Consider the following 22,388-nt stretch of genomic DNA (forward strand, 5'->3'; position numbering starts at 1 on the left):
TGGCGCGCCTTAAAAATAGAGCTTTGCACGTTCAAACAGAGTTTGCTGTGCGCTGTCCATTTGCTCATACCGTTGACGATCAAGGTTTAGTGGATCGATCTTGGAGAAATTGCTTGTGTCGATGAACCATTTTCGGCTGAAGCCAAGGGTTATGATCGGCCGCAAGTCTTGGGATCGGTTCGCGGTGCCACGGTGCTGCACGCGATAATCCATAAGAAGCGCCGAGCCGAGTGGGACATCCGGGCAAACGCCCGCTTGGTCTTCGGGGTTTGAAAGCGGCTTGCGATGGGTTCCGGGCCACATTTGCGTGGTTCCGTTTATCGCATTGAGCGGCACCAACGGCACAAATAGATTTAGCGCAAAGGCGGGTGTCATGTAGTCCAAGGGCGAGGCAAAAAGCCCTTGGTAATCCGTATGTGTGTGTTGGGATTCAGCGCCTGGCTGGGACACAACGCAACAAAAACAGTTGATGATATGAGCCGTGCCCAAGATCCTATCTAGGCAGAGCGTTAACGCGCGCGGGGCGTAGAGCGCAGGGTCATCAAATGCATCGTGGATTGGCAAATTGATCATCCTGCGTTTGTGCCCGACGCGGGCAAAGGTATCCGTTTTCATCTGTGATTGATAGGTTTTCGCCGCCTCGTCCTTTAGGATTTGCAGCGTTGAAAGCGGAAGAAAGTCAGTGATTTGCAAGCAACCCTGCGTTTGAAAAACCTGCGCGGCGGCGTCGCTGGGGAGGTCTTGCAAGGTGAATTTCTCAAGCTGTGGGTGCTGGGTCATCTGTGTTTCACCCCGATAAATGTCAACGCGACGAGCAATTTTGCAAAGCCAGAGCGTTTGCGCAGATTACTGACTTGTAGCGCGTCCTCAAGCTTGTCTCGATCAATATATTTCATCCTTGGAGATTGAATTTGACCTTGGCGCAGCATGGTGCCCGCCTCGCTTAAGGCCGCAAAACTGGCTTGAAGGCTCGCTCCTGCGCGCGCGGGTTCGGTTCCTTTTGGGCTTGTGAGAATGAGGTCTGGCAAAATTGGAGCCATCGCTTGTCGGTAAAAGAGCCGCTGATGGAGTGGAGATTGAAAGGCATTCTCGGGCAGCGCAAAGACAAATTCCAAAATGCGTTTGTCGAGCAGAGGATAGACATAGGTGATGCCGCGCTTCGCGCCGTCATTAGCCCACCCTTCAATGCGTGCGTTGAGATGGCCGCGCTCAAAAGAATTGCGCATTGCGCGCCGCGCGCTGGTTTTCCGCACATCCCGCCATGGGGGCAGGGGGGTGATGTTTTCAAAGAGCTGTTGGTTGAAATACGAAAGCATATGCGCCAGTTCGTCGCTCTCTTTGGGGGACAAAAGGAATGTGCTGTCGCTCCGTTTGGCGAGCGATCTAAGAATGGTTTTCCAGCGCGGAATGTCGCGTGATCCTTCGCGAATAAAGGATTGCAGCAACGGCTCGGGCAGAAGCAATGCGTATAGACCTGCGCGCAGCTCGGAAGCGATTGCCTTGAATCCGTTCCTGCCCTGCGCGCGGGCAAAGCGATAGAGCGTAAGCCATTGCAGGCGCAGAGCAAGTCCCGGCAAATATCCGCGCCCATTGAACGAGGCGACTTCATCTCCGCCCACGCCAGAGAGGATGGTTTTGACACCCAGCGTTTGCGCGCGCTTAAGCACCGGCCACTCGCCATAGAGACTGCCGTCTGCTCTGTTGATCGTGTCGTCGCGATCCCAAATTTCCAAGCAATCCTGCGTGCTGATCGGACAGAATTGCGGGCTCAGGCCCGTTGCATCGCAGGCTGCTTGGAGCAAAGCATATTCGTCAGAAGCGAAGGCGCGCCATGTGGCTTTGCCTTCGCCTGATAGCGTTTCGATTTGATCTGGTGGTGGCTGCCATGCAAAAGCCGTCGCTGGTTTGCGACCCTCGCTGCGCAAAATATCAGAGGCGACAATCGCGACAGATGTGCAGTCCATGCCGCCGCTCAGATGCACACCGATATTGTCATGATCTGGCAGACGGTCTTTGACAGCTTGCTTGAAAATTTCGCGAAATCTGCTCTGTGCTGCATCGGGGTCGCTGTAGTCCATTGGCGCTATATCGCGCGGGCTCCAATAGGGCACGCTGGCGGCGCCCTCTGGCGTGATCGTAACGATATGCGCAGGCGGCACTTTTTTAACGGCAGTCAGAAACGTTCGGCTTGGATGATTGAAAGGACGTGACAGAGCGCGGCGGGTGAATGAAAGGTCGATTTCATCGGAAACCTTTCCAAGTTGCAGCAGCTCTTCGATTGATTCGGCAATGACAAAGCGATGATCATCGTAGCTATAGTGGGCAATTCCGCAGCCGCTCACATCGCGAAAGCAAACGACCGCGTGTTTTTTTGAATCCCAAAGGGCAACGACAAAATCCCCGAGAATTAGTTTTGCCGCGCCTTCGTCAAATTTTAAATAAAGTGAGGTGAGAATCTGCTGAACGCCTGCGCGTTGATCTAGGGCGCAAAGACCTGACAACTCGCTCAGATTATCAATTCGACCTGTAAAAAACAGCAAAGCCGTCTCAGCAGCTTCTGAGAGGCTTTCTGACCAACAGATCTGGCCAAAATTCATCTGGTGTTGGCCAGTTTAGGACGGGCGATATCGGAAAAAGCCCTCAAGCGGATCAAGGCGACGTGAGCCTGTTTTGGTCTCGGTTGGGATATCAAGCGTTTTCAGCTCAAGCGATTGCCAAGCCTTTTTCTGCGAGGTTTCCAACGAGGTTTCGATCTTGTCGGTCATTTATTTTCTCCATTCGGGAGGATAATTAGGTCGCGTTCAATCAAGGAATTCACAAACGGTAGCACCTCGGCTTCACACTGCTCTGCCGACACGTCGTATTCTGAAATCAAAGTTTCTGTGAGTGACTTGATGGTCTGTTCGGTTTCAAGCAAATTCCAAATTCGCCCGGCTGGACCAGGCATGCTGAAATAAGATCCGCTTTCAACATCCATCATCACCACTTCGTCATCTAGGTCAGACGCGAGAATGTGTTGGGAACGTAAAACGAGTGTATTTAGGTCGGCTTTCATTTCTTGCTCCGCGAAGTCTACTCTACCTTAGCATGCATGGATGCACCCATCAAGAAAGCAAACTGCCTGTGCAAGCGCCTTATTTCAGATACCCGAATTTGTGCATCATTTCGGCATGATCTTTTTGTAAGGTTAATTGCTGAGCGCTTGAAAGGTGGCTTTGCCAGATGTCCTTTTTGCCTTGTCGAAAGAACGCCTTGGCCCCCGTGCGCATCGTGGCAAAGCTGTCTTTGCGCTCTTGCTCTTGTAGCGTTTTGAAACGCGTGAAGGCGATCGCTTTTTGCAGACGCGTTTCGTCAATGGGCCTCTTGAGAAATTGCAGGGCTTTCGAAAAGGTTTCCTCTGGCGTATCGAGCATATCTTCGTAGCGCATAACATGCAGTGGAAGCGTTCCATCGAGCCAGCTTTGCGCGAAATTGCTCCATGATCCTGTTTGATGTGGCACGGAATCGGTCAAGGTCTGATTTGGCGATTCATGCGCACCTGCCATGCGCGCGATGGTGCGCTCGATGCTCATCCGCAGGAAATGTGACATCGAGATCGCTACATCAAGCGGGCTTCGAAGGATCAGGATCGCGCCGGCGGAGCTGGTCGAAGAAAAAACAGGCTCGCCCGAGCGCGTGTAGGTGAAGCGCTCGTGGGTTTTGATGAACTGTGCGGCGTTGGGGTCTGCCAAATGATCGTAGACGCGTGGCCGCATTTCGGTCAGCAGGTCTGGCGGATAATCTGCGGTTTCTATCCCGAGCATGTTGTCGAATGTGCTTCGTTGATAGGCAAACGATCCGCTAGGCAGATCATTAATATGCATCGGCTTCTCTGGGTTTTGCATATAGGTTTCAAGGAATAACCGCAGCCAAGTGTTGCCAGATTTCGGATAAGAGGCGATCCAGTAATTGCCTTTGCCTTGTTGTATGGGCGCGCTCATTTTTGCGCCTCCAAGGGGGCTGATAGATGCGCGGCCAAGACGTCAACACCACTTTCCAAGCAGGCTAGATCATGGGGCTTTTTCAGGTGGTAGACCCGAGCTTGCCGTGTGATGCCGTTCAGCGCATTAAAATAGGGTTGAAACAGCTGCATTCCTTTCAGAAACGCGCGCTTGTGAACGCACCGCGTCAGCGGCGCGAGCACCTCGACCCCTGAGATTTGATCAAGCGTTGTCACTGTTTCAGGCGTCCAATCGAGGAAGATAATCTGATCCACTCGCATTTTTCGGGTGCAAAAATCGGGCATCTTGAAAACGTGTTTTCCTTGATGGTTCAGCTCCATATCAAGGCCAAGTTTGGCACTGGCATCTGGCATCAGTTTGACCGCGTTCCAAGACGGACGCGCGACGTATTCACCGTCGATGTTTTCCAGTGCGGTGATGTCATCGCTTATCATCTGAAACCCGCGTTGGTTCAGTGCAGCGAGCAGCAAGGATTTGCCCGCGCCTGACACGCCCGCAAGCAGCGCCGCGCCTGCATCTGTCACCACCGCCGCCGCATGCATCGCAAGCAAGTGGCGCTGTTGTAGCAGCGCGCAAAACCCTGTGCTCAAGATGAGCGTTTCAACCTGCTCTGGTGCGGCCTCTGGCAAAATATCAAGGGCTATGTCGCACCCGTTTTGCACCCGCATCGTGCCTATGCCGGGCACAGATATCTGGAATTGATCAGGCGCAGTTTTCCAAAGAACCCCGCAATCTTTCGCTTCAAAGTTGTTGCATTGAATGTTTGACGCCGCAATGGAAACGCTTGGCGCATCGCCAGTGTGATCAAGGGTCAATAAAGGCAGCTCGATCTGCGAGGTGATCCCAATTCCAAAGGCGCGATATCGAAACGCTGTTTGCGCGGGAGGGGCAAATGGGGGCCTTATCTGCGACATAGGGGCATTGATCATCACTTTAGGGTCTTTATTTTTTCTAGGGAGTCTGACCTAAGTTGACCAGAGCGGAACGTACACAACTGTGACGCGCAGTGTTTGGGAAAAGGAGCCAAATTGATTGTTGTACTGACAATGGGACGGTCTGGCTCGTCGCTGATGATGCAAACGCTAAAACTGCTCGGGGCAGACGTTTTTGGCTATACGTTTCGCAAAAATCCAACAGACGCTCATTTCGCGTTAAACCCGAAGGGCTACTTTGAGGATGGGCGGCTATATGCCCGAGGATTGAAGAGTGAAGCGTTTCGAAGATTGCAGGCGCAGGGCAATCCCAAGATTGCGTTTAAGACCGATGTTCTCAATTTTGTCGAAAGCGATGCGATAGAGCTATGGCAAGGCGCGATCCATCAGATCACCTGTGTTTTGGTGTCTATTCGAATTCCCTGTGAGCAAGCCAGATCAGAATTTTTAGGGACAGATGTGCACCCGATGCCTGACGGCTCAATGCCCAGTGCAAAGCTGGCAGAATTTCAATTCTCGACCGAGTTTTTGCAAAACTATCGCCAGAATTTCCAAACGCTGGAACGTCATATTGAAGGGCCGCTGTCGTGCTATGGTGATCGTCTTCATGCGATAGATTATGCTCAGGCGCGCATTGATCCAGATCGCTATGTGCGCCGCGTCGCAACCTGTGCAAAACTCACGCCAACGGACACTGAAATTGAGCAAGCCATCGATAATATCGAAGAGGGGCTTTATCGAAACAAAGCGGATGATCTGAGCGAGACACAGGGGCATTGGGCGCAAAGGCTGGGCGCGCAAAAAGTATATGAAGAGCTAAGAATGCGTTTTCCATGACCGCGCCTTGAGATGAACTAAGCAGAAAGAGCCAACATTATGTACGCAGCGTTTCGTCAATATTTGCGAGACTTTTTGAGCTACGCCAATGATCAGATCTTGCGCGCTGTTGGCTATAGCTTTGCTGGCGCGTTGACCGAAGGGTTTGGTCTGCTGCTTTTGTTGCCAATTCTTCAGCTTGTTGCAGGCGAGAGCGATGCTCCGCTTGCGCTATGGCTTGGCGAGACGATGCGCGCCATTGGGCTGCATTCAATCAAAGCTCAGGTGATCGCACTGATCGCCGGATTCATGGGTTTGATCGTCTTGCGCAGCTTCATCACATGGAAGCGCACCACGCTGTTGGCACGTATTTCGCAAGGTTTTATCGACCAATGGCGCTCTCGTATTTTTCAGGCTTTGGCAAATGCGAAATGGCAAACCCTGCTGAATGTGCAGATGCACGAAGGGCAGCACGCCATTTTGCAAGATGTGAACCGAATGGCGGGCGGCACGCATCATATTTTGCAAGGCAGTGTCACCGCGATCATGGTTTTGGTGCAGTTGGGTGTGTCCTTTTTGATATCGCCCGATTTGACAGCGCTTGTGCTGGTTTTGATCCTCGTTAGCGCTTTGATTTTGCCGCGCCTAATGCGCCGTGCGCGCAGGTTGGGCGCGCGTCAAACGCAGGCGGGTAAGCAGCTTCAGCAAACCCTCGTTCAGTTCATGGCGGGATTAAAACTGGTCAAAGTCTATCGAACCGAAGCTGCCCATGTGGCGCATTTCGACAATAACGTTGGTGAAATTCGGCATGAAATTTTGCGCTTTGGTGTTGAACAAGCGACAGCGCAGGCGATTTTTCAGATCAGTAGCGCATTGATGCTCAGCATCACGGTTATGCTTGGGCTGTTTGTACTGAACACCAGTCCGCTGACCTTGATCACGGTTGTCATCATTATGGCGCGTATTTCCGGACCTGCTTTCGGGCTGTTTAAAGGCGCGCAACTTTTTGCAAATATGCTGCCCGCCCATAGTGCGCTGTATGCGCTTTTGGCGCGGTTGGAAAATGACGAAGTGCCCGTCGATACGATGCTTCCCAAGCCAGAAGGCGCGTTGGGTGTTAAGTTCCAAGAGGTTTCATTTCGGTATGAGAACGGCGCAGATACGCAAATTGACGGTCTGAATATGAAGGTCGACGCAGGGCAGATGATCGCTTTGATCGGCCCGTCTGGCGCGGGGAAAAGTACAGTTCTAGACTTGATGAACGGGCTTTTGACGCCAAGCAGTGGGCAGGTTCAGGTTGGCGATCTGTCTACGTCCGATCCGCAGGCGCTAGGCGCGATCGCGCGGGCGCTTGCCTATGTGCCGCAGGATTCTTTCTTGATTGATCGCACGCTGCGCGAGGCGTTGTTGATGGATACGAAGAATGCCTCGGACAGTGAGATCGAAAATGCGCTGCGTTTGACGGGAGCAGATAAGATCGTCGCTGGTTTGCCTGAGGGGCTGGACTATATGGTCGGGGATCGCGGTCAGCGGTTTTCTGGCGGTGAACGTCAACGCTTTTGCCTCTCGCGCGCGCTTTTGCGTCAACCCGGTTTGCTGATTTTGGACGAGGCGACATCTGCGCTGGATCGCGCGTCAGAGGAGCTGATTCTCGCGGGATTGCGCAAGGACTACGGTCATATGACGATTGTCGTTGTGACCCACCGCGCGGTTGATCCAAAGATTTTCGATCAGATTATTTCGTTGGAAGCGCAGAAGGACGCAGGGCGCGGCGCATAGCCCAGCGGGGCAACCGCAAGATCGGATAGAGCCAATCTAAATGAGCAGGCAAGGGCATTGCGATGATGTCATCCAGTGACGCGCGATGCACCTTGAGCAAGCCCAAAGCCGTGCGAGAATTTGGATAAAAGTGCCGCTGCATCCACCATCGGCGTGCGTTGAAACCTATTTTTTCAAAGACGCGTTCGCGGGTGTAGGGGGCTTCGATACGGTGCAGCGCATAGTCGGTTAACTGCCGTGTCCGCGCCGAGACCGCCGTCGGGGCAGGCGTTGCAAACAAATGATGACACAAGAGCTGGGCCTGCTCTGCGGCAAGGCCGGCCCCTTTTGAATGGGCAGCTTTCATCAAAGGCGCAATGACGTCGTCGCCTTTTGAAAAATACAGGGCTGCGACATCCACAAGCCAACGCAGCCGTGCCCAATCATGCAGGGCACCGTGCTGGCACAGGTAGGCAAAAAGGTCCGCATCCGCCAGCGTTGTAATCTGGCCATAACCTTCAAGCGTCACCGTTTGCGTGGACATCTGACGCTCGATATCGGGCAAAAGGCCGGGCGCATTGGCGAGTTGCCAATGCAGCTCGATGATCATGCCATAAGGGTCAATCAGTTCTATCTGATTGCGATGACGGATAAGCGCGTCGCTTAGCTGCGCGCTGATAGGGGCCTGTGTTCGCCCGATAGAATAATTGGACCCTTCCAAGAGCTTTAGCGCGGTTGGAACATCTTGGGCAGAGACAAGAATGTCGAGATCTTTGCTGCGCTTAATCCCAAGGGTGCCATAGGCGATCTGAGATAAAGATGGTCCTTTGAATTGAACCGAAGCAATCGCGTTTTCGCGCATGAGCGTTTCCAGACGCACGGCTTCTTGTGCTTGGCGCGCAGCGTTTACCGCGATTTTTTGGGCACCTAGTTTGATCGTTGCGGAAAACTCTGCTGGAACTCCGGGCTGCTCGCGCAGCGCATTATGCACCAGTCCCACGACACGGTGTCGCCTGCAGACTTGCTCTACCTGTTCCCAATCTGTGATTTGCGAAATCGCATTGCGCACCGCAATGCGCGCGCCTTCATTTTGTGGCCAGCGGCAGCAAGCGGCAACAAATTGTGTTTCGCGTGAAAGGGGGGCGGGTTGTTCAAACGTCATTCCTGTTCTCTAGCAGTTCAAAGGCGGCACTGCCAACGACACAAGCATTTGGGGTATTGACCACAAAAAGATACCACAAAAGTGTATTTTTTGCAGACAGGCGGGAAAAAATTCTTATCATACAATTTAGCCGAGTAGTTTGGGTAAGGGGTACACGTTAACGCAGATTCTGAGGGCGAGACATTTTCTCGGCAAACGCCATGGAATAAATTGAAAAATTGGGAGTCTCCTTATGGAACCTTTTCTTGGACAGATCATTATGTTTGGCGGCAATTTTGCGCCGCGCGGTTGGGCGTTTTGTGATGGTCAGCTTTTGCCGATTTCAGCAAACTCCGCTCTATTTTCCATTTTAGGAACAACATATGGCGGGGACGGGCGCACGACATTTGGCTTGCCCGAGATGCGGGGTCGTTTGCCGCTTCATCCCGGAAATGGCCCTGGTTTGCCATCATATCATTTGGGTCAACGCGGCGGTCGCAATGACGTGACATTGTTGACTTCGAATTTGCCGAGCCACAATCATGACGTAGGGATTAGAGTGGCAGCCGATCCTGCAGATACGGCGAACCCGAACAATAAGGCGATTGCAACGAGTACAGTGGATATGTTTACGGCAGTAACGAACGATACTAACTTGGTCCCTCTGTCACCAAACTCCGTTACCCAGCACAATGTTGGTGCCAACATTCCCTTCGAAATCGACAATCCTTACATTGCAGTGAACTTCATCATCGCGCTTCAGGGTCTGTTCCCAAGCCGCAGCTAGAGTGTTGCGGATACACAGCCGCTTCCCTTTTTTGGGGGGCGGTTCTCAGTCGCGAAACTGAAAGCTGGCCACAACAGTATGTCCACCATGTGCCGCACCGCCGGTGACAACGCAGGTGCCAGCTGTCACCCAGACATGCGCCGTAAGCATATCGTTCTTGGTGTCTGGCATGACGCCAAATCGCGTATGGTACGGAATGCGGAAAAGTCTGAGCAAAATACAGGCACAAATCGCTTGCGGCAGGCAAACGGAGTGCCAAGGCGTGCGTTTGGCGGTCATGCGGATTGCTTTCCCGATAGCACGCGCTCGATTTTGGGATCGTTCGGGCAAAGCCAAGATATCGTTCTTTGCCTCAGATCTTTTCCCAAATACCGCAACATATCCGCGAAATGGAAGGCATAGAATCATCAATCTGGCGATGCCCAGCAAACAGAACGCGGGCAAAATCAACGCATGTTCAATCAGCCCATAGGACCAGAATGAGGTCCATTTTCGAGATGCAGTTGCTAGAAAACTCATGCCGCGTGCGCCTTTCAACTTGAAACGCTCACGGCTTCAAGGAAGGAAATTATATCAACTTCCCGCACGCATACAAATGACAACAAGCGTGCGCCAAACGATCCGCAATTCTTGGAAAAATCCGAGGTTCTGAATGTATTCCAAATCCGCTGAAACTTTCAGCTTTGTCCCTGCAATACTTTGCACATAACCGATTTGCGTTTGAGCAAGGCCGCTAATTCCCGGGCGAATGATGTGACGGTCAGAGTAACCCGGAACAGAGACGATATATTGCGATGCATATTGAAAATAATCGGGCCGAGGGCCAATCATGCTCATTTCGCCGCGCAATACGTTCAGAATTTGAGGTAACTCGTCGATCCGCAATCTACGCAGCTTGCTTCCAAGGGGCGTAATGCGATCCACTTCTAACGGGCTATCTGGGCACCGCGATGTTGCTTTTTCCTCGGACATCGTGCGGAATTTGTAGGCCTGAAACGGTGCGCAATTCTGACCCATGCGCGTTTGAACGAAGATCAATTTACCTTTGTTCATGAAGGGGTTAAGGATCAAAAGGACAATTGCGCTAAATGCTAAGACAGGCAAAAGCAGCACGCAGCAAACCACATCAAACAAACGTTTGAAAAAGAAGAAACGAGCATTTTTACTGTGGTGAATCACACCATCCGCTTGGGATGCGCTGAACACAGAAAAATCGTGGCTACTCACGGCGGTACGGTTCCCTCGTGAAAAATGAAAGCGTTAAAAAATATATACCTTTGATTAACAGATCGTAAAATCTTGGTCAATGATCGGGGCTTTGTCTAGCTCAATCTTAAATTGCTTTGCTTGGAAGTTGCGCAATTTGATGCAAATGGGTTAACGCAGCGGCGAAACTGTCTTACCCGAGCGTCGTTCGGAAGGCCGCATAGGTGCTGCAAATGCCATCTTCCAAGGGCCGTGCATTGTCCCAGCCAAGGTGCTTCAATCGCGTGCTGTCCATCAACTTGCGGGGCGTTCCGTCAGGCTTGCTTGGATCGAAAACAAGCTCTGCTTCATACCCGACAACTCGGGTGATTGTCTCGGCAAGCTCTTTGATAGAGACCTCAACACCGGAGCCGACATTTATGTGCTCGTCACCTGAATAGGTTTGCAGCAAAAACACCAGCGCATCCGCCAGATCGTCACAATGAAGGAATTCGCGCAGAGGTGTGCCAGACCCCCAAAGTTCGAGTTTAGGGGCGTTATTTTCCTGAGCTTCGTGGGCTTTGCGCATTAACGCAGGTAGCACATGACTGGTCTCTAAATCGTAGTTATCGCCGGGGCCGTATAGGTTGGTGGGCATCGCGGAAATCCAGTCGCGCCCATGTTGTGCGCGAAAGGCCTGGACAAGTTTGATGCCTGCAATTTTGGCGATTGCATACCATTCATTTGTCGGCTCAAGCGGCCCCGTCAGCAGGCTATCTTCCGTGATAGGTTGCTCGGCGAGTTTGGGGTAGATGCATGACGATCCAAGGAACAAAAACCGCTCGACGTCGTTGGCATGAGCGGCGCGCATGATGTTAGTTTCGATCAGCAGATTGTCGAGCAGGAAATCGACGGGCTGCCTGCTGTTGGCAAGGATGCCGCCAACTTTTGCCGCCGCCATAACGATCACATCGGGGCGCATTTTGCCCATCCACGAATCAACTTTAGATTGATTCGTCAGGTCAAGTTCGTCCCGACCAGCGGTGATAACTTCGCAATTTTCGCGCGCAAGTCGCCGCACCACAGCGCTGCCAACCATGCCACGATGCCCTGCCACCCAGACGCGTTTTCCGCTTAGATCGTAATGCATTGCTCTATTCTTCCAAACTGACAGGAAGAGCGAGGCCATGCTCTTTTAACAGCGCATGACGACGCGCCGCTTTTAAATCTTCGTGAACCATTTCAGCGCACATCTCTTGCGCCGTGATTTCAGGTTCCCATCCCAACACCTGTTTCGCTTTGCTTGGATCGCCCAATAACGTTTCCACTTCGGCGGGGCGAAAATACCGTGGATCAATGCGTAAAATGACATCGCCGGTTTTAATTTTTGGGCAAATTGCGGAATCTACCGAAACAACGGTTGCGATTTCATCAATGCCAGTGCCAGAAAATTCTAGCTCGATCGAAAGCTCTGCCGCGCTCCATTGGATAAAATCGCGCACGGAATATTGTTTGCCCGTTGCAATCACAAAGTCTTCTGGCGTGTCTTGTTGCAGCATCATCCACTGCATGCGCACATAATCTTTTGCGTGGCCCCAATCGCGCAGCGCGTCGATGTTGCCCATGTAAAGACAATCCTCGAGCCCCATCGCGATATTGGCCAAACCACGGGTGATTTTACGGGTGACAAAGGTTTCTCCGCGCCGCGGGCTTTCGTGGTTAAACAAAATGCCATTGCAGGCATACATGCCATAAGCTTCGCGGTAGTTCACGGTGATCCAATAGGCGTATAATTTCGCAACGCCATAGGGAGAGCGGGGGTGAAACGGTGTCGTTTCGCTCTGGGGGCTTTCCTGCACGAGACCAAATAGCTCGGATGTAGAGGCCTGATAGAACTTTGTTTTCTGCTCAAACCCAAGAAAGCGGATTGCCTCAAGCAAGCGCAGCGTGCCCATACCGTCCACATCTGCGGTATATTCAGGCGCTTCAAAACTCACGGCGACATGCGATTGCGCGCCCAGGTTATAGACCTCATCCGGCTCAATCTCGGAAATGATGCGTGTGAGGTTGGACGTATCGCTTAGATCACCATAGTGCAGCTTGAACCGCTGGGTTTCGATATGCGGGTCTTCATATATGTGATCAATCCGTCCTGTGTTAAACGAGGAGGCGCGCCGCTTGATGCCGTGAACGTCATAGCCCTTTTCCAACAAAAACTCGGCCAGATAAGATCCGTCTTGACCTGTAACGCCTGTGATCAGGGCTTTTTTCATCAAATTCACCTAGCTCGTTCTAAATTCAGTTAAAAAGTCTTTTGAGAAAAAGGGTAGCACTTTCTTGACCCTATATGATGTTTCTAAGCGAATGGCGATCAGGCGTTTCCACAGATTGCCCTTGGGTGACATAGGCGCAATTGCGAGTTAGGAAGCTTCAGCTAAAGTGGAAAATTCATCATGTCGCCCCTGCGCAGGATCGCAAAAAATTTTGGTATGGTTCTGTCTGGCTCGCTTGCGATTACGGCGATGGGGTTTTTTGCTCTGGCATTGAACACACGCGCTCTTGGCATTGATGATCTGGGCAAGTTGTTTTTGGTGCAAGCCACCTGCGAGTTGACGGCGAAATTGATCAGTTTCCAAAATTGGCAAAGCTACACCAAAGTCGGCGCAGACATCGAAGGGCGGGGAAGTCTAAAGGCGCTCTGGCTCTATGGTGTTGCTTTGGATTTTGCCGCGGCGGCTGTGTCCGCTTTGGTTGTTGTGCTTATTTTATTATTTGCGCCGGCTTTGGTCGGGCTTGATCCCGAAACCGCAAGACTTGGCCTCTTTTTTGCGGCGGGGATGCTGTTGTCGGGCAGAGGAACCTCTATCGGGGCGCTTCGCTTGCTAGGCGCATTCGGCTGGGCGGTGACGATTGACGTGCTGCAAGCGGTCTTGCTGCTGGTTAATGCCGCGTTGCTGTTCGCGATTGGCGCCTCTTTGAGCGCCTATTTGATCACGATTCCGACGATAACAGCGGCTGCATCAGTGCTTGTTTTGCTGGGCGCGTGGATCAAAATCAAGGCGCAAGATGACAATAAGAAAAACCCGCGATTTGACCGTGTCGCGCGCCGCAAGTTCCTGACATTTGCCTTGGGTGTTAGCGCATCAGGCACGCTGAATGCCGTGCGTCAACGCGGTGAAATCCTGATCGTCGGTGCAATTCTTGGCCCCGCAGCTGCCGCGCTATTCGGCGTCGCCTATCGCGTTTCAGAACTTTTTTCACGCTTTGCGGAAACTGCTAGGGTTTCAATTTTTCCTGAATTCAGCCGCCTTGTTGCTGCGGGGCAATTTTCTCAAGCGATGGCGATAGCGAACAAAATATCAAAATGGGCTACCGTTATTGCTGCGGCCGCATTTTTCGGTTTGATGGTAGCGGGTACCAGCATTCTTGCGCTGCTATTTGGCCCAAATTTCGGTGAGGCACAGCCAATGTTGCTTTTGCTTGCTGCTGGGTCTGCGATCTACGCAAGCACCTTTGCCTTCACGTCCCTCGTGCAGATTACCTTTGGGAGCTGGCGCTTTTTTGCAATCAGCTTGTTTGCTTTTGGCGGGTTTTGTGTGTTTGGTGTCTTGGGCCCGCTTTTCTTTGGATTAAATGGTGCTGGCGCTGGTGCGATCGCAAATGCTGTTGTTCTGGCGGCGCTGAGCCGACAAAGCCTTATGAGAAGGTGATTGTGTCGTCTAAGTTGGCCAATTCAGACGCGCGTGCGAATTCTATAGACGAAGTAGACTTTTCATGAGGTAAAGAGTGAATTAGGTCGGCGTTTACGATTTTTGGACCAATGACATTTTCGACTTAGCTGTTGCTGAAACATGGCTGTCGGCTAGGAAATAAGGCGAACTATATGAAATCTTCTATTCATTTTGTGGTCCCTGCGTCCTTTGCTCGTGAGCTTTCAGAATTGCCTGACCAAGCTTTGGGACAGAATTTTCCGTATTGGTTTGCCGGTCGCTACAATTGGGTTGCGCAATCATGGATGGTTTTGCGGCAGTACCGCGAAGGGTTAACGATAGGCACCACGCCCAAAGCGGGGGTGATGAATTTCAGTCATGTCATGGGCTGGCGAGAGAATAACACGCGCAACGGTGAATTTCGTATAAGCGTTCGCGCTGACTATCGTCGCATGTTCGATGTGGATTTCGAAATTTTACAAAACTCAACGGTAAAGACAGGGTCACGTCAGGCCTATTTGCCATACTGGCCAGTTCCCGGTTTGATCGCGCGCAACCCCGATCGCATTGGGCTCAAGACCCTAGCTTATGCAGGGCTTATTGGACCGTTGAATTTAGCCAACGAATTGCGCGCCGCAGATGATCGCTTGAACGCCTATGACTTTCGCGTGATTGAGCCGCATCTTTGGCACGACTTGTCTGAAATTGACGCCTTGGTGGCAATCCGCAGTTTCGACACCAAAACACATGACGCAAAACCACCTAGCAAACTGTTTTCTGCATGGTTGGCCGGTGTGCCTTTGATTGCTGGATATGACAGTGCCTTTTCTTCGGTGGGTAGGCCAGGGGTCGACTACATCCGCGTCAAAAGCGAAGCGGAATTTCATGAAGCCCTCGCGCGGCTTGCCAGCGATCCCAAGTATTACGCGTCGTTCGTAGATGCAGGCAAAGCGCGCGCTGCGGAAGTAAGTCACGACGCAATTGCGAAAATCTGGCTTGAGTGCATCGACACACAGATCACGCCTGCATTCGAAAAATGGCAGGCCGAGGGCGATGCACCATTGCGCGGCTATTTAGCCCGCACAGCAGACGGGATGCGCACAACAGCCTCGCGCGCAAAACGCGCGCTGCGCGCTGTGAAAGGGCGCTCGTGAAACGCGATGTTTCAGTCTTGGTGGTCCAACTCGGCGCGCGCCGCCAATACGCGGTGCCTGCTGCCTTTGCGCAGGCGGGTCAGCTAGAGGCGCTTTATACCGATCTTTGTGCAGGGCGCGGTATTGGGCGGCTGGCACCTTTGATCCAGAAAATCCCGCCTGTGGCGCGGCGCATCAACCTAAGCCGCCGCACCCCGCCGCCCGACGTTCTGGCGCGCACTCATGTCTTTCCAAGCTGGTTCTTGCAAATGCGCGCCGCGCTTTCTGGTGGCGGCACACAGGGCGCGCGCTTGAAAAAAATACGCCAAGCCCATCACCGCGCGTCTATGCGCATGTTGAAATCAGGCTTTGGCAATGCCACCCATGTGTTAACAATGTTTGGCGAAGCCACAGCGTTTCAGCGACGAGCAAAGGCACAAGGGTTGGTGACGATCACAGATATGAACATCGCGCCCAGCACCGAAGCGATTGTGCGCGATGAGCAGCGCAGCTTCCCAGATTGGGAAGCACCCAAGATTTACTATGGTCAAGCGCATGCGGCTAAGGCGGGTGTCGCTCCGATGATGGACGACGTTTTAGCGCATACCGACATATTCCTTTGCCCCTCAGAGTTTGTTCGCAGCGACCTGATCAACAATTTTGGCGTTGCGGCGACCCGCACGCGGCTGGTGCCTTACGCGGTAAATCCAAAATGGAGTGCGGTGAAAGCTCGCCCAGATGTCGGGCGCGTTTTGTTTGCGGGTGGGGCGGAGCTTCGCAAGGGCATCCATATCCTCGCCGCCGCCGCCAGGATCCTGAACGAGCGCGGCCTAAGCTATCGTTTCGACGTCGCTGGCACCGCATCCGTTGAGATACGCGCGCGCCCGGAATGCGCAGCGCTGACGTTTCTTGGCCGTCTAAACGCACAAGACATGAGCGCGGCCTATAGCACCGCTGATATAGTGGCGTTGCCCTCCTTGGCCGAAGGATCGGCAGGCGTCACCTATGAGGCGCTTGGATGCGGCCTGCCTGTTGTCACAACATTTGAAGCAGGCTCTGCCGTGCGCGACGGGATTGACGGCAAGATTGTTCCTGCGCGTGACGCGAGCGCGCTTGCCGATGCAATTGAACTGATTGTGCAAAACCGTGACCTGCGCGATTCAATGGCCAAAAACGCACGCGCGCACGCATTGGAACTGAGTTGGGCAAAATATAGCAGCAAACTCCAAGATGCGCTGTTTGACCCCCTTGGTGCGCTATGATCGTTGTTGTTCTTCTCAGCTTCGCGGTGATCTTTCATGGCATTCGCGTTCATGCGGGATATTTGAAGCTGCCCGTTCTCGTGGCTGTTCTCTATCTTTTGTGGTTCTTGCCGCAAGTCGCAGGCTTGGCCACTGACATTTCCGTACCCGCCTCGGGATATAACCGATTGATCCTGATGATGAGCGTCTGCCTGATCGCGTTCTGGATTGGATGGTATCAAAAGGCGAAACCCGTAATTCCCAGCCCGCCGCCGGATTTCACCAAAATGGTGCTGCCGACGCTCATACTGACTTTGATAAGTATTGCGATCAATCTTTTGCTCGCGCGCTACCGCAACGAATGGACGGGCGGGCAACAATGGAGCGGACCCATCACAATCGTCGCCTTCTTTGCGCAAGTGCGCGAGGTCGCACTGGTGCTGTCGCTCTTGCTCTTCCTCAACCTCAAAGATCGCCGCTCTTTTATGCTGCTTGCTGCAAATTTGGCAATTACAGTGCCGGTGGCAATCGTGTTGCTGCGTCGCTCAGAAATGATCGGACTTCTGGCGGCACTCTTATGCGCATATTGGTTCGCACGCAGGAAAACGATTAGCCCGCCAATTCTTGCCGCTTGCGGTGTTGGCCTTGTGATTGTTGTTTATGTCATTGGCCCCCTGCGCGGGGCGTCTTTGGCAATCGAAGCCAGCACGGGTGAGCGACCGTTGTTGTTTGACCCTGATCTCTGGCGCAACATCAATATCGAATCCGCCATTGCCAAAAATCTTGAGAAAGCACATGACGTGCGAAATGCACTATATGTGATTGATTACACGGCGGAAAACTGGGCTTATAACTTTGGTTTGGCGCTATGGAATGGCTTTGTACGGCTCTATATCCCCGGTCAAATTCTTGGCGCAGAATTTAAACAATCGCTCTATTTCGAACAAGCCCGCAATACGTTTGACTACATCCACTTGGCGTATGGTTTCGAATTTTCGGTCGGAACAACGTCGACAGGCTTCGGCTCTGCCTTTAGCGATTTCGGTTATTTTGGCGCGCTCTACTTTTTCCTGATGGGTTATGTTCTGAAGCTTATGTTCACATATGGGTGCGCTGGATACTTTTGGTCGCAAGTCGCCTATATGTGCTTTTTGCCCAAAGTGCTGGTGTCACTCACTCATGGCCATGACAAATTCTTTGTGTCTATTCCCTTCCTTGCCATTGTAATTCTATCTCTGCGGGCCGCTTCTAAATACCGGTATCGTTTACGTGCGGTGCCGCAGCGGCAAAGGCAGATAAGATGAAGAGATCAATTCCCAATTTGACGATCCGAGCGTTGCATACTGCTGCGCGACGTAGCGCGCTCGCGTGGCGGTGGATTTGGTATCAACTCACTGTCTTTGTCTGGGATCATCCCATTTCGCGCGATACGCGCTTTTATGGTCGGCTTCGCACGGCTTATGTGCCGGCAAATACCTCAACAGGGCGCGGCTGCGGGTTCGGGCATAATGTGTTTCTCAGCGCAGGGCGCGGCGCTAAGATTACGCTCGGTGCGCAGGTGACCGTCAATGATGGCTGCCTGTTGGTCGCCAGCGAATCTATTGAAATCGGCGATCGCGTTGCAATCGGGGAATATGTTTCGATCCGCGATCAACAACATATTCATACCGCCGGAAAAGGCGTGCGCGATCAAGGGTACAAAGTAGCACCCGTCACCATTGGTGCCAATACATGGATCGGACGCGGCGCGTTTATTGGGCCCGGCACCCACATTGGAAAAGACTGCGTGATCGCCGCGAATAGCGTCGTCCACGGTACGTTTCCCGATGGTGTGTTGATCGCAGGGGCGCCCGCGACACTGCGCAAATCACTAAGCGATGACACAGGGAGCGCCGCAGATGCCTAGCGCTGCGCCATCAATCGCCATTCTGACGCGGCAGGTTACCCATTACCATCACCCGCGCTTTGAAGCGGCGGGGCAGAGGTTGGGCAATCTTCATGTGATTTCTGTTGCCAATGAGGGCAAATTTGCTCAGGTGCTCGCCAGCGATGCGCCCAGCGGGTACACCGTGCATCGGATGTACCAAGACCTTGAAACCTATCGCGCGGCGGTCGGGCAGGGCGCGCTTCAAACCCAGCTTTGCAAACGATTGAATACGATTGCGCCTGATGTGGTGGCGATCAGCGGATGGGCATCCCCTGAAAGCTACGCCGCGCTCAGTTGGGCGCGCGAAAACGCCCGCGGCGTCATTGTAATGTCTGACAGCCGCGCTGAGGACGCGCCCCGCAATATGCTGCGCGATTGGATCAAAGGACGCGTTGTGCAGGCCTGCGATAGCGCGCTTGCCGCTGGGCAATCGCACAAGAGCTATCTCGCTCAACTTGGCATGCCGCCCGAAAACATACGGCTCGGCTATGACGTCGTAGACAACGCCTATTTTCGCGAAAAAGGCGCGGCGGCGCTGCGTCAGGCTGATGCAATCCGCTCTCGGTTAAACCTTCCTGCATCCTACATTCTGGCATCTGGCCGCTTTATCGCGAAGAAAAATCTGGACATGCTGATCACCGCTTATGGGCAGGCCTGCGAGCCGCTCACAGCACCGCCAGATTTGGTGATATTAGGCGAAGGCGAATCAAGACAAACGCTGGAAACCATGGCCAATGACCTCACCTCTGGAAAGGTCCATCTGCCCGGCTTCACAACCTTTAAAGAGCTGCCCGCGCTCTATGCTTTATCGCGCGGGTTCGTACATATCCCGACCAGTGAGCAATGGGGCCTTGTGATCAACGAAGCCGCTGCAACAGGTCTGCCGATTGTCGCCTCGCAAGAATGCGGCGCTGCGCAAGAATTGGTGCAACCAGGGCGGAACGGCTGGAGAGTGCCCGCCAAAAACCGAGATGAAATCGCCAAGGCGCTGCACGCGATGATGACGCTTGATGATAGATCACGCCATGAAATGGGCGCGGCAAGTCAAACAATCGTTAGCGACTGGGGGCCAGCCCGCTTTGCAGACAGCCTTGTCCAATGTGCCCAGATCGCGATCGGGTCCGACAAAACGCTGTCCTTCATCGACAAAGCAATCATCAAAGCAATGCGCCGCCGCGTCATCGAGACCGTCGCATGACCCAAGCCGCAGTTACCCGCGCCAACGCGCGCCAGCCGATAATCGTCGCATCCCACCCGCGATCTGGCACGCATCTGGTCATGGACCTCTTGCGCCGCCAATTCAGCTCTCTGCACAACTGGCGATTTTTCGGGCTTCCTCTGGACCACCTTTATCTCAACCTCGAACGCCTTGGCGCGGATCACCGCCGCTTTAGCCAAGCGCAAGCGCGCAAGATTGTGAACAGACCCAAAAGGGCTCTGCTCAAGACCCACTTCACCGCTGATTTTGCCACCAGCTGGGCGCAAGATGAGCGCACGCCACCAAGCGGAGCTTGGCGCGATCTGGCAGAGCAGGCGCATACACTCTACGTTGTGCGTCATCCAATGGATGTGATGGTGTCGTATCATCAATTCCTCAGTGCGATTCACACCGATGTGGCGCAGATGGACCTGATGACTTTCCTGCACAGCCGTCACTGGGACAATAGCGCAGACCGTCTTGGCTGGTGGCAATCACATGTGCAAGGGTGGTCTGCAAAGCCCGATGCCTGCGTTATTCGCTACGAAGACGTGGTCAAAGCAACCCAAAATACGTTATCGCAATTTGCGCACGAAATGGGTGAACAGAGCAAAGATCGCAGGCCGCTCTTGCCGCCCAAAGTTACTTCGCTTCGCAAAACACGTCTGAACAGATTGACCCGTCTTTCCCCTGATAGCACCGCCATTATTGCGGATCGCGCAGGGTTTCCCGCGATCAATTGGCAAAGCGCGCTTTCGCCGTCAGATCGCCGTGAAATCGCTGAGCGGCTAAACCCTGAACTAGACCGTTTCGCCTACTCGCTTGATGACAAGGCGCGCGCGAAATGAACCCTGCAAAGCTAGGCATACTCACCACTGACTTTTCGCCCCGCTCTGGCGGCGTATACGAGGCGATCTTGGGTCAGGCGCGCGCGCTTTCTCAGGCCGGGCGCACACTTGAGGTGATCAACCTGACCTCGCAAACACAGGCACCTTCGCAGACCGATCTCACAGTAAGAGCCGCGCACTCAGGCAAAGACGTGAAACGCGCGCTGATGCAGTCAGAGGCGCGCATCGTGCACTCTCATGGGCTATGGATTCCTGCGGTCTCCCTCGGGGTGCGCAGTTGGCGAAAGCACAAAGAGCGCGCGCTGGTAATCTCTCCGCATGGCATGCTCGATCCTTGGGCGCTGCAAAACGGACGCTTAAAAAAGCGACTGGCGCTTGGCTTGTACGAGCGACGCGCGCTGAATGCGGCCGATTGCTTGCACGCGCTAAACCCAGCCGAAGCCAGCGCGATGCGCGCCCTTGGGCTAAAACAACCGATCGCAATCATTCCAAACGGAGTTGATTTTCCACCGTTGCCATCAAAACCAAACGCCCCAGATGATCCGCGTCGCACTTTGCTTTTCCTTGGCCGCTTGCATCCAAAGAAGGGCCTGAGCGAAACGATACAGGCGTGGTCTTTGCTGCTCTCCAAACACCCCGAAGTACGTAGGCGTTGGCGCATCGTGATTGCTGGTTGGGATGATGGCGATCACCAAACCACGCTTGAAAATCTGGTGCGCAAACTTGGGCTTGAAAATGACATCAGCTTTCGGGGCGCGGTTTACGGCACACAGAAAACAACGCTGCTCGCGGGTGCCAGCGCGTTCATTCTTGCCTCTCATTCAGAAGGTTTGCCAATGGCAGTGCTCGAAGCATGGGCGCATGAATTGCCTGTCTTCATGAGCAAACAAGCCAACCTGCCAGAAGGGTTCACCGCAGGCGGCGCGGTTGAGACAGGCACGTCGCCAGAGACCATCGCCAAAGCGTTAGAACACCACTTAGAGAGCGATGATCTACTCGAATACGGACGGGCAGGGCGCGCATTGGTCGAAGAAAAATTCACTTGGAACAGCGTGGGCTTGCGGTTGAATGCAGTATACGCTTGGCTTCTTGGCGAACAAAACACGCGCCCCGATTGGGTTTTGACATGACACAAACAGGTTCATCACAACGCGATAAAGACTGGGTCGCCGACAATCGCGCCAGCCAGAAATGGACGCGCCTCGAACTGGCTGGCCGCGTTGTTTGGGCCTTGGTCCAGCCGTTGTTTCGCTTTAGCCCGCGACCGCTTTGGGGTTGGCGACGTATGTTGCTGCGCCTGTTTGGCGCCCAGATTGGCCGCGATGTACATATCTTTCCAACCGCCAGAATCACCATTCCTTGGAACCTGAGCGCCGCCGATTCAGCCGCTATCGGGGATCGCGTGATTGTCTACGCGCTTGGCCCTATCCACATCGGTGCGCGCGCGACCATCTCGCAAGGCGCGCATCTTTGCGCAGGCACACATGATTGGCGCGGTCCGGCGATGACCCTGCTGAAACCGCCAATTACCATCGCAGAAGACGTCTGGATTTGCGCTGATGCTTTTGTCGGCCCCGATGTCTCTGTCGGTGCCAAAGCCATTCTCGGTGCGCGCGCAGTTGTCATGAACGATGTGCCAACAGAGGCAATCATGATGGGAAATCCGGCGCAACAAGTTGGACAGCGGGGGGCGCGCTCCTGACCCTTTGTG

Annotated in this window: 23 protein-coding genes; 12 read left to right on the plus strand and 11 right to left on the minus strand. The window is 53.4% G+C overall.

Annotated features, from left to right (window positions below; genetic code table 11):
- Positions 1 to 9: 9 nt before the first annotated feature.
- From ACRBCU_RS18885 to ACRBCU_RS18910, 6 genes are all read right to left on the minus strand, one after another.
- Positions 10 to 780: a phytanoyl-CoA dioxygenase family protein gene (locus ACRBCU_RS18885; protein WP_431366947.1), complete on the minus strand. Its 771-nt coding sequence runs from the start codon at positions 778 to 780 to the stop codon at positions 10 to 12.
- Positions 777 to 2,597, minus strand: a complete 1,821-nt coding sequence (locus ACRBCU_RS18890) for an asparagine synthase-related protein (protein WP_431366948.1) — start codon at positions 2,595 to 2,597, stop codon at positions 777 to 779. Before ACRBCU_RS18890 ends, ACRBCU_RS18885 begins: the two co-directional genes overlap by 4 nt.
- A 15-nt stretch (positions 2,598 to 2,612) precedes the next feature.
- Positions 2,613 to 2,765: a hypothetical protein gene (locus tag ACRBCU_RS18895; RefSeq protein WP_431366949.1), complete on the minus strand. Its 153-nt coding sequence runs from the start codon at positions 2,763 to 2,765 to the stop codon at positions 2,613 to 2,615.
- Positions 2,762 to 3,055, minus strand: a complete 294-nt coding sequence (locus tag ACRBCU_RS18900) for a PqqD family peptide modification chaperone (RefSeq protein ID WP_431366950.1) — start codon at positions 3,053 to 3,055, stop codon at positions 2,762 to 2,764. The genes ACRBCU_RS18895 and ACRBCU_RS18900 overlap by 4 nt, the downstream gene beginning before the upstream one ends.
- Positions 3,056 to 3,134: 79 nt before the next feature.
- Positions 3,135 to 3,980, minus strand: a complete 846-nt coding sequence (locus ACRBCU_RS18905; RefSeq protein WP_431366951.1) for a sulfotransferase domain-containing protein — start codon at positions 3,978 to 3,980, stop codon at positions 3,135 to 3,137.
- The gene (locus ACRBCU_RS18910) at positions 3,977 to 4,930 is read right to left on the minus strand and encodes a hypothetical protein (RefSeq protein ID WP_431366952.1); all 954 of its coding nucleotides are present in this window, start codon (positions 4,928 to 4,930) and stop codon (positions 3,977 to 3,979) included. The genes ACRBCU_RS18905 and ACRBCU_RS18910 overlap by 4 nt, the downstream gene beginning before the upstream one ends.
- Before the next feature lie 99 nt (positions 4,931 to 5,029).
- Here ACRBCU_RS18910 and ACRBCU_RS18915 point away from each other — a divergent pair, with 99 nt between their 5' ends.
- Positions 5,030 to 5,770, plus strand: a complete 741-nt coding sequence (locus ACRBCU_RS18915; protein ID WP_431366953.1) for a hypothetical protein — start codon at positions 5,030 to 5,032, stop codon at positions 5,768 to 5,770.
- A 39-nt stretch (positions 5,771 to 5,809) separates the two neighbouring features.
- Positions 5,810 to 7,528, plus strand: a complete 1,719-nt coding sequence (locus tag ACRBCU_RS18920) for an ABC transporter ATP-binding protein (protein WP_431366954.1) — start codon at positions 5,810 to 5,812, stop codon at positions 7,526 to 7,528.
- On the opposite strand, the gene ACRBCU_RS18925 is transcribed toward ACRBCU_RS18920, so the two are convergent.
- Positions 7,485 to 8,669: a nucleotidyltransferase domain-containing protein gene (locus ACRBCU_RS18925; protein WP_431366955.1), complete on the minus strand. Its 1,185-nt coding sequence runs from the start codon at positions 8,667 to 8,669 to the stop codon at positions 7,485 to 7,487. The two genes, ACRBCU_RS18920 and ACRBCU_RS18925, sit on opposite strands and share 44 nt — an antisense overlap.
- A 232-nt stretch (positions 8,670 to 8,901) precedes the next feature.
- Here ACRBCU_RS18925 and ACRBCU_RS18930 point away from each other — a divergent pair, with 232 nt between their 5' ends.
- Positions 8,902 to 9,435, plus strand: a complete 534-nt coding sequence (locus ACRBCU_RS18930) for a phage tail protein (protein ID WP_431366956.1) — start codon at positions 8,902 to 8,904, stop codon at positions 9,433 to 9,435.
- Between the two features lie 45 nt (positions 9,436 to 9,480).
- Here ACRBCU_RS18930 and ACRBCU_RS18935 read toward each other — a convergent pair whose 3' ends face one another.
- From ACRBCU_RS18935 to gmd, 4 genes are all read right to left on the minus strand, one after another.
- Positions 9,481 to 9,954, minus strand: coding sequence for a lasso peptide biosynthesis B2 protein (locus ACRBCU_RS18935; protein ID WP_431366957.1), 474 nt, complete (start codon positions 9,952 to 9,954; stop codon positions 9,481 to 9,483).
- 54 nt (positions 9,955 to 10,008) lie between these two features.
- The gene (locus tag ACRBCU_RS18940) at positions 10,009 to 10,662 is read right to left on the minus strand and encodes a sugar transferase (RefSeq protein ID WP_431366958.1); all 654 of its coding nucleotides are present in this window, start codon (positions 10,660 to 10,662) and stop codon (positions 10,009 to 10,011) included.
- A gap of 172 nt (positions 10,663 to 10,834) precedes the next feature.
- On the minus strand, positions 10,835 to 11,770 hold the full coding sequence (gene fcl, locus ACRBCU_RS18945; RefSeq protein WP_431366959.1) for a GDP-L-fucose synthase: 936 nt from the start codon (positions 11,768 to 11,770) through the stop codon (positions 10,835 to 10,837).
- A gap of 4 nt (positions 11,771 to 11,774) precedes the next feature.
- A complete protein-coding gene (gmd, locus tag ACRBCU_RS18950) occupies positions 11,775 to 12,893 on the minus strand; it encodes a GDP-mannose 4,6-dehydratase (protein ID WP_431366960.1) in 1,119 nt (372 codons plus the stop codon).
- Positions 12,894 to 13,073: 180 nt separating this feature from the next.
- Between gmd and ACRBCU_RS18955 the strand changes: the two genes are divergently transcribed.
- The 9 genes from ACRBCU_RS18955 to ACRBCU_RS18995 all read left to right on the plus strand — a co-directional run bounded on the left by ACRBCU_RS18955 (position 13,074) and on the right by ACRBCU_RS18995 (position 22,379).
- Entirely contained in the window at positions 13,074 to 14,330 is a 1,257-nt protein-coding gene (locus tag ACRBCU_RS18955; protein WP_431366961.1) for a lipopolysaccharide biosynthesis protein, read from the plus strand.
- A gap of 173 nt (positions 14,331 to 14,503) precedes the next feature.
- Positions 14,504 to 15,484, plus strand: a complete 981-nt coding sequence (locus ACRBCU_RS18960; RefSeq protein WP_431366962.1) for a glycosyltransferase — start codon at positions 14,504 to 14,506, stop codon at positions 15,482 to 15,484.
- Positions 15,481 to 16,725 carry a glycosyltransferase family 4 protein gene (locus ACRBCU_RS18965; RefSeq protein WP_431366963.1) on the plus strand — a complete coding sequence of 415 codons (1,245 nt, stop codon included), beginning with the start codon at positions 15,481 to 15,483 and terminating at the stop codon, positions 16,723 to 16,725. The genes ACRBCU_RS18960 and ACRBCU_RS18965 overlap by 4 nt, the downstream gene beginning before the upstream one ends.
- Complete coding sequence (locus ACRBCU_RS18970) at positions 16,722 to 18,008, plus strand: hypothetical protein (protein ID WP_431366964.1); 1,287 nt, start codon at positions 16,722 to 16,724, stop codon at positions 18,006 to 18,008. The genes ACRBCU_RS18965 and ACRBCU_RS18970 overlap by 4 nt, the downstream gene beginning before the upstream one ends.
- A complete protein-coding gene (locus ACRBCU_RS18975) occupies positions 18,005 to 18,610 on the plus strand; it encodes an acyltransferase (protein WP_431366965.1) in 606 nt (201 codons plus the stop codon). The genes ACRBCU_RS18970 and ACRBCU_RS18975 overlap by 4 nt, the downstream gene beginning before the upstream one ends.
- Complete coding sequence (locus tag ACRBCU_RS18980; protein ID WP_431366966.1) at positions 18,603 to 19,829, plus strand: glycosyltransferase; 1,227 nt, start codon at positions 18,603 to 18,605, stop codon at positions 19,827 to 19,829. Before ACRBCU_RS18975 ends, ACRBCU_RS18980 begins: the two co-directional genes overlap by 8 nt.
- Entirely contained in the window at positions 19,826 to 20,677 is an 852-nt protein-coding gene (locus ACRBCU_RS18985) for a sulfotransferase domain-containing protein (protein WP_431366967.1), read from the plus strand. Before ACRBCU_RS18980 ends, ACRBCU_RS18985 begins: the two co-directional genes overlap by 4 nt.
- Entirely contained in the window at positions 20,674 to 21,807 is a 1,134-nt protein-coding gene (locus ACRBCU_RS18990) for a glycosyltransferase (RefSeq protein ID WP_431366968.1), read from the plus strand. The genes ACRBCU_RS18985 and ACRBCU_RS18990 overlap by 4 nt, the downstream gene beginning before the upstream one ends.
- Entirely contained in the window at positions 21,804 to 22,379 is a 576-nt protein-coding gene (locus ACRBCU_RS18995; protein WP_431366969.1) for an acetyltransferase, read from the plus strand. The genes ACRBCU_RS18990 and ACRBCU_RS18995 overlap by 4 nt, the downstream gene beginning before the upstream one ends.
- Positions 22,380 to 22,388 lie beyond the last annotated feature (9 nt).

This window comes from Planktotalea sp. (genome assembly GCF_050633725.1).
GTDB lineage: Bacteria > Pseudomonadota > Alphaproteobacteria > Rhodobacterales > Rhodobacteraceae > Planktotalea.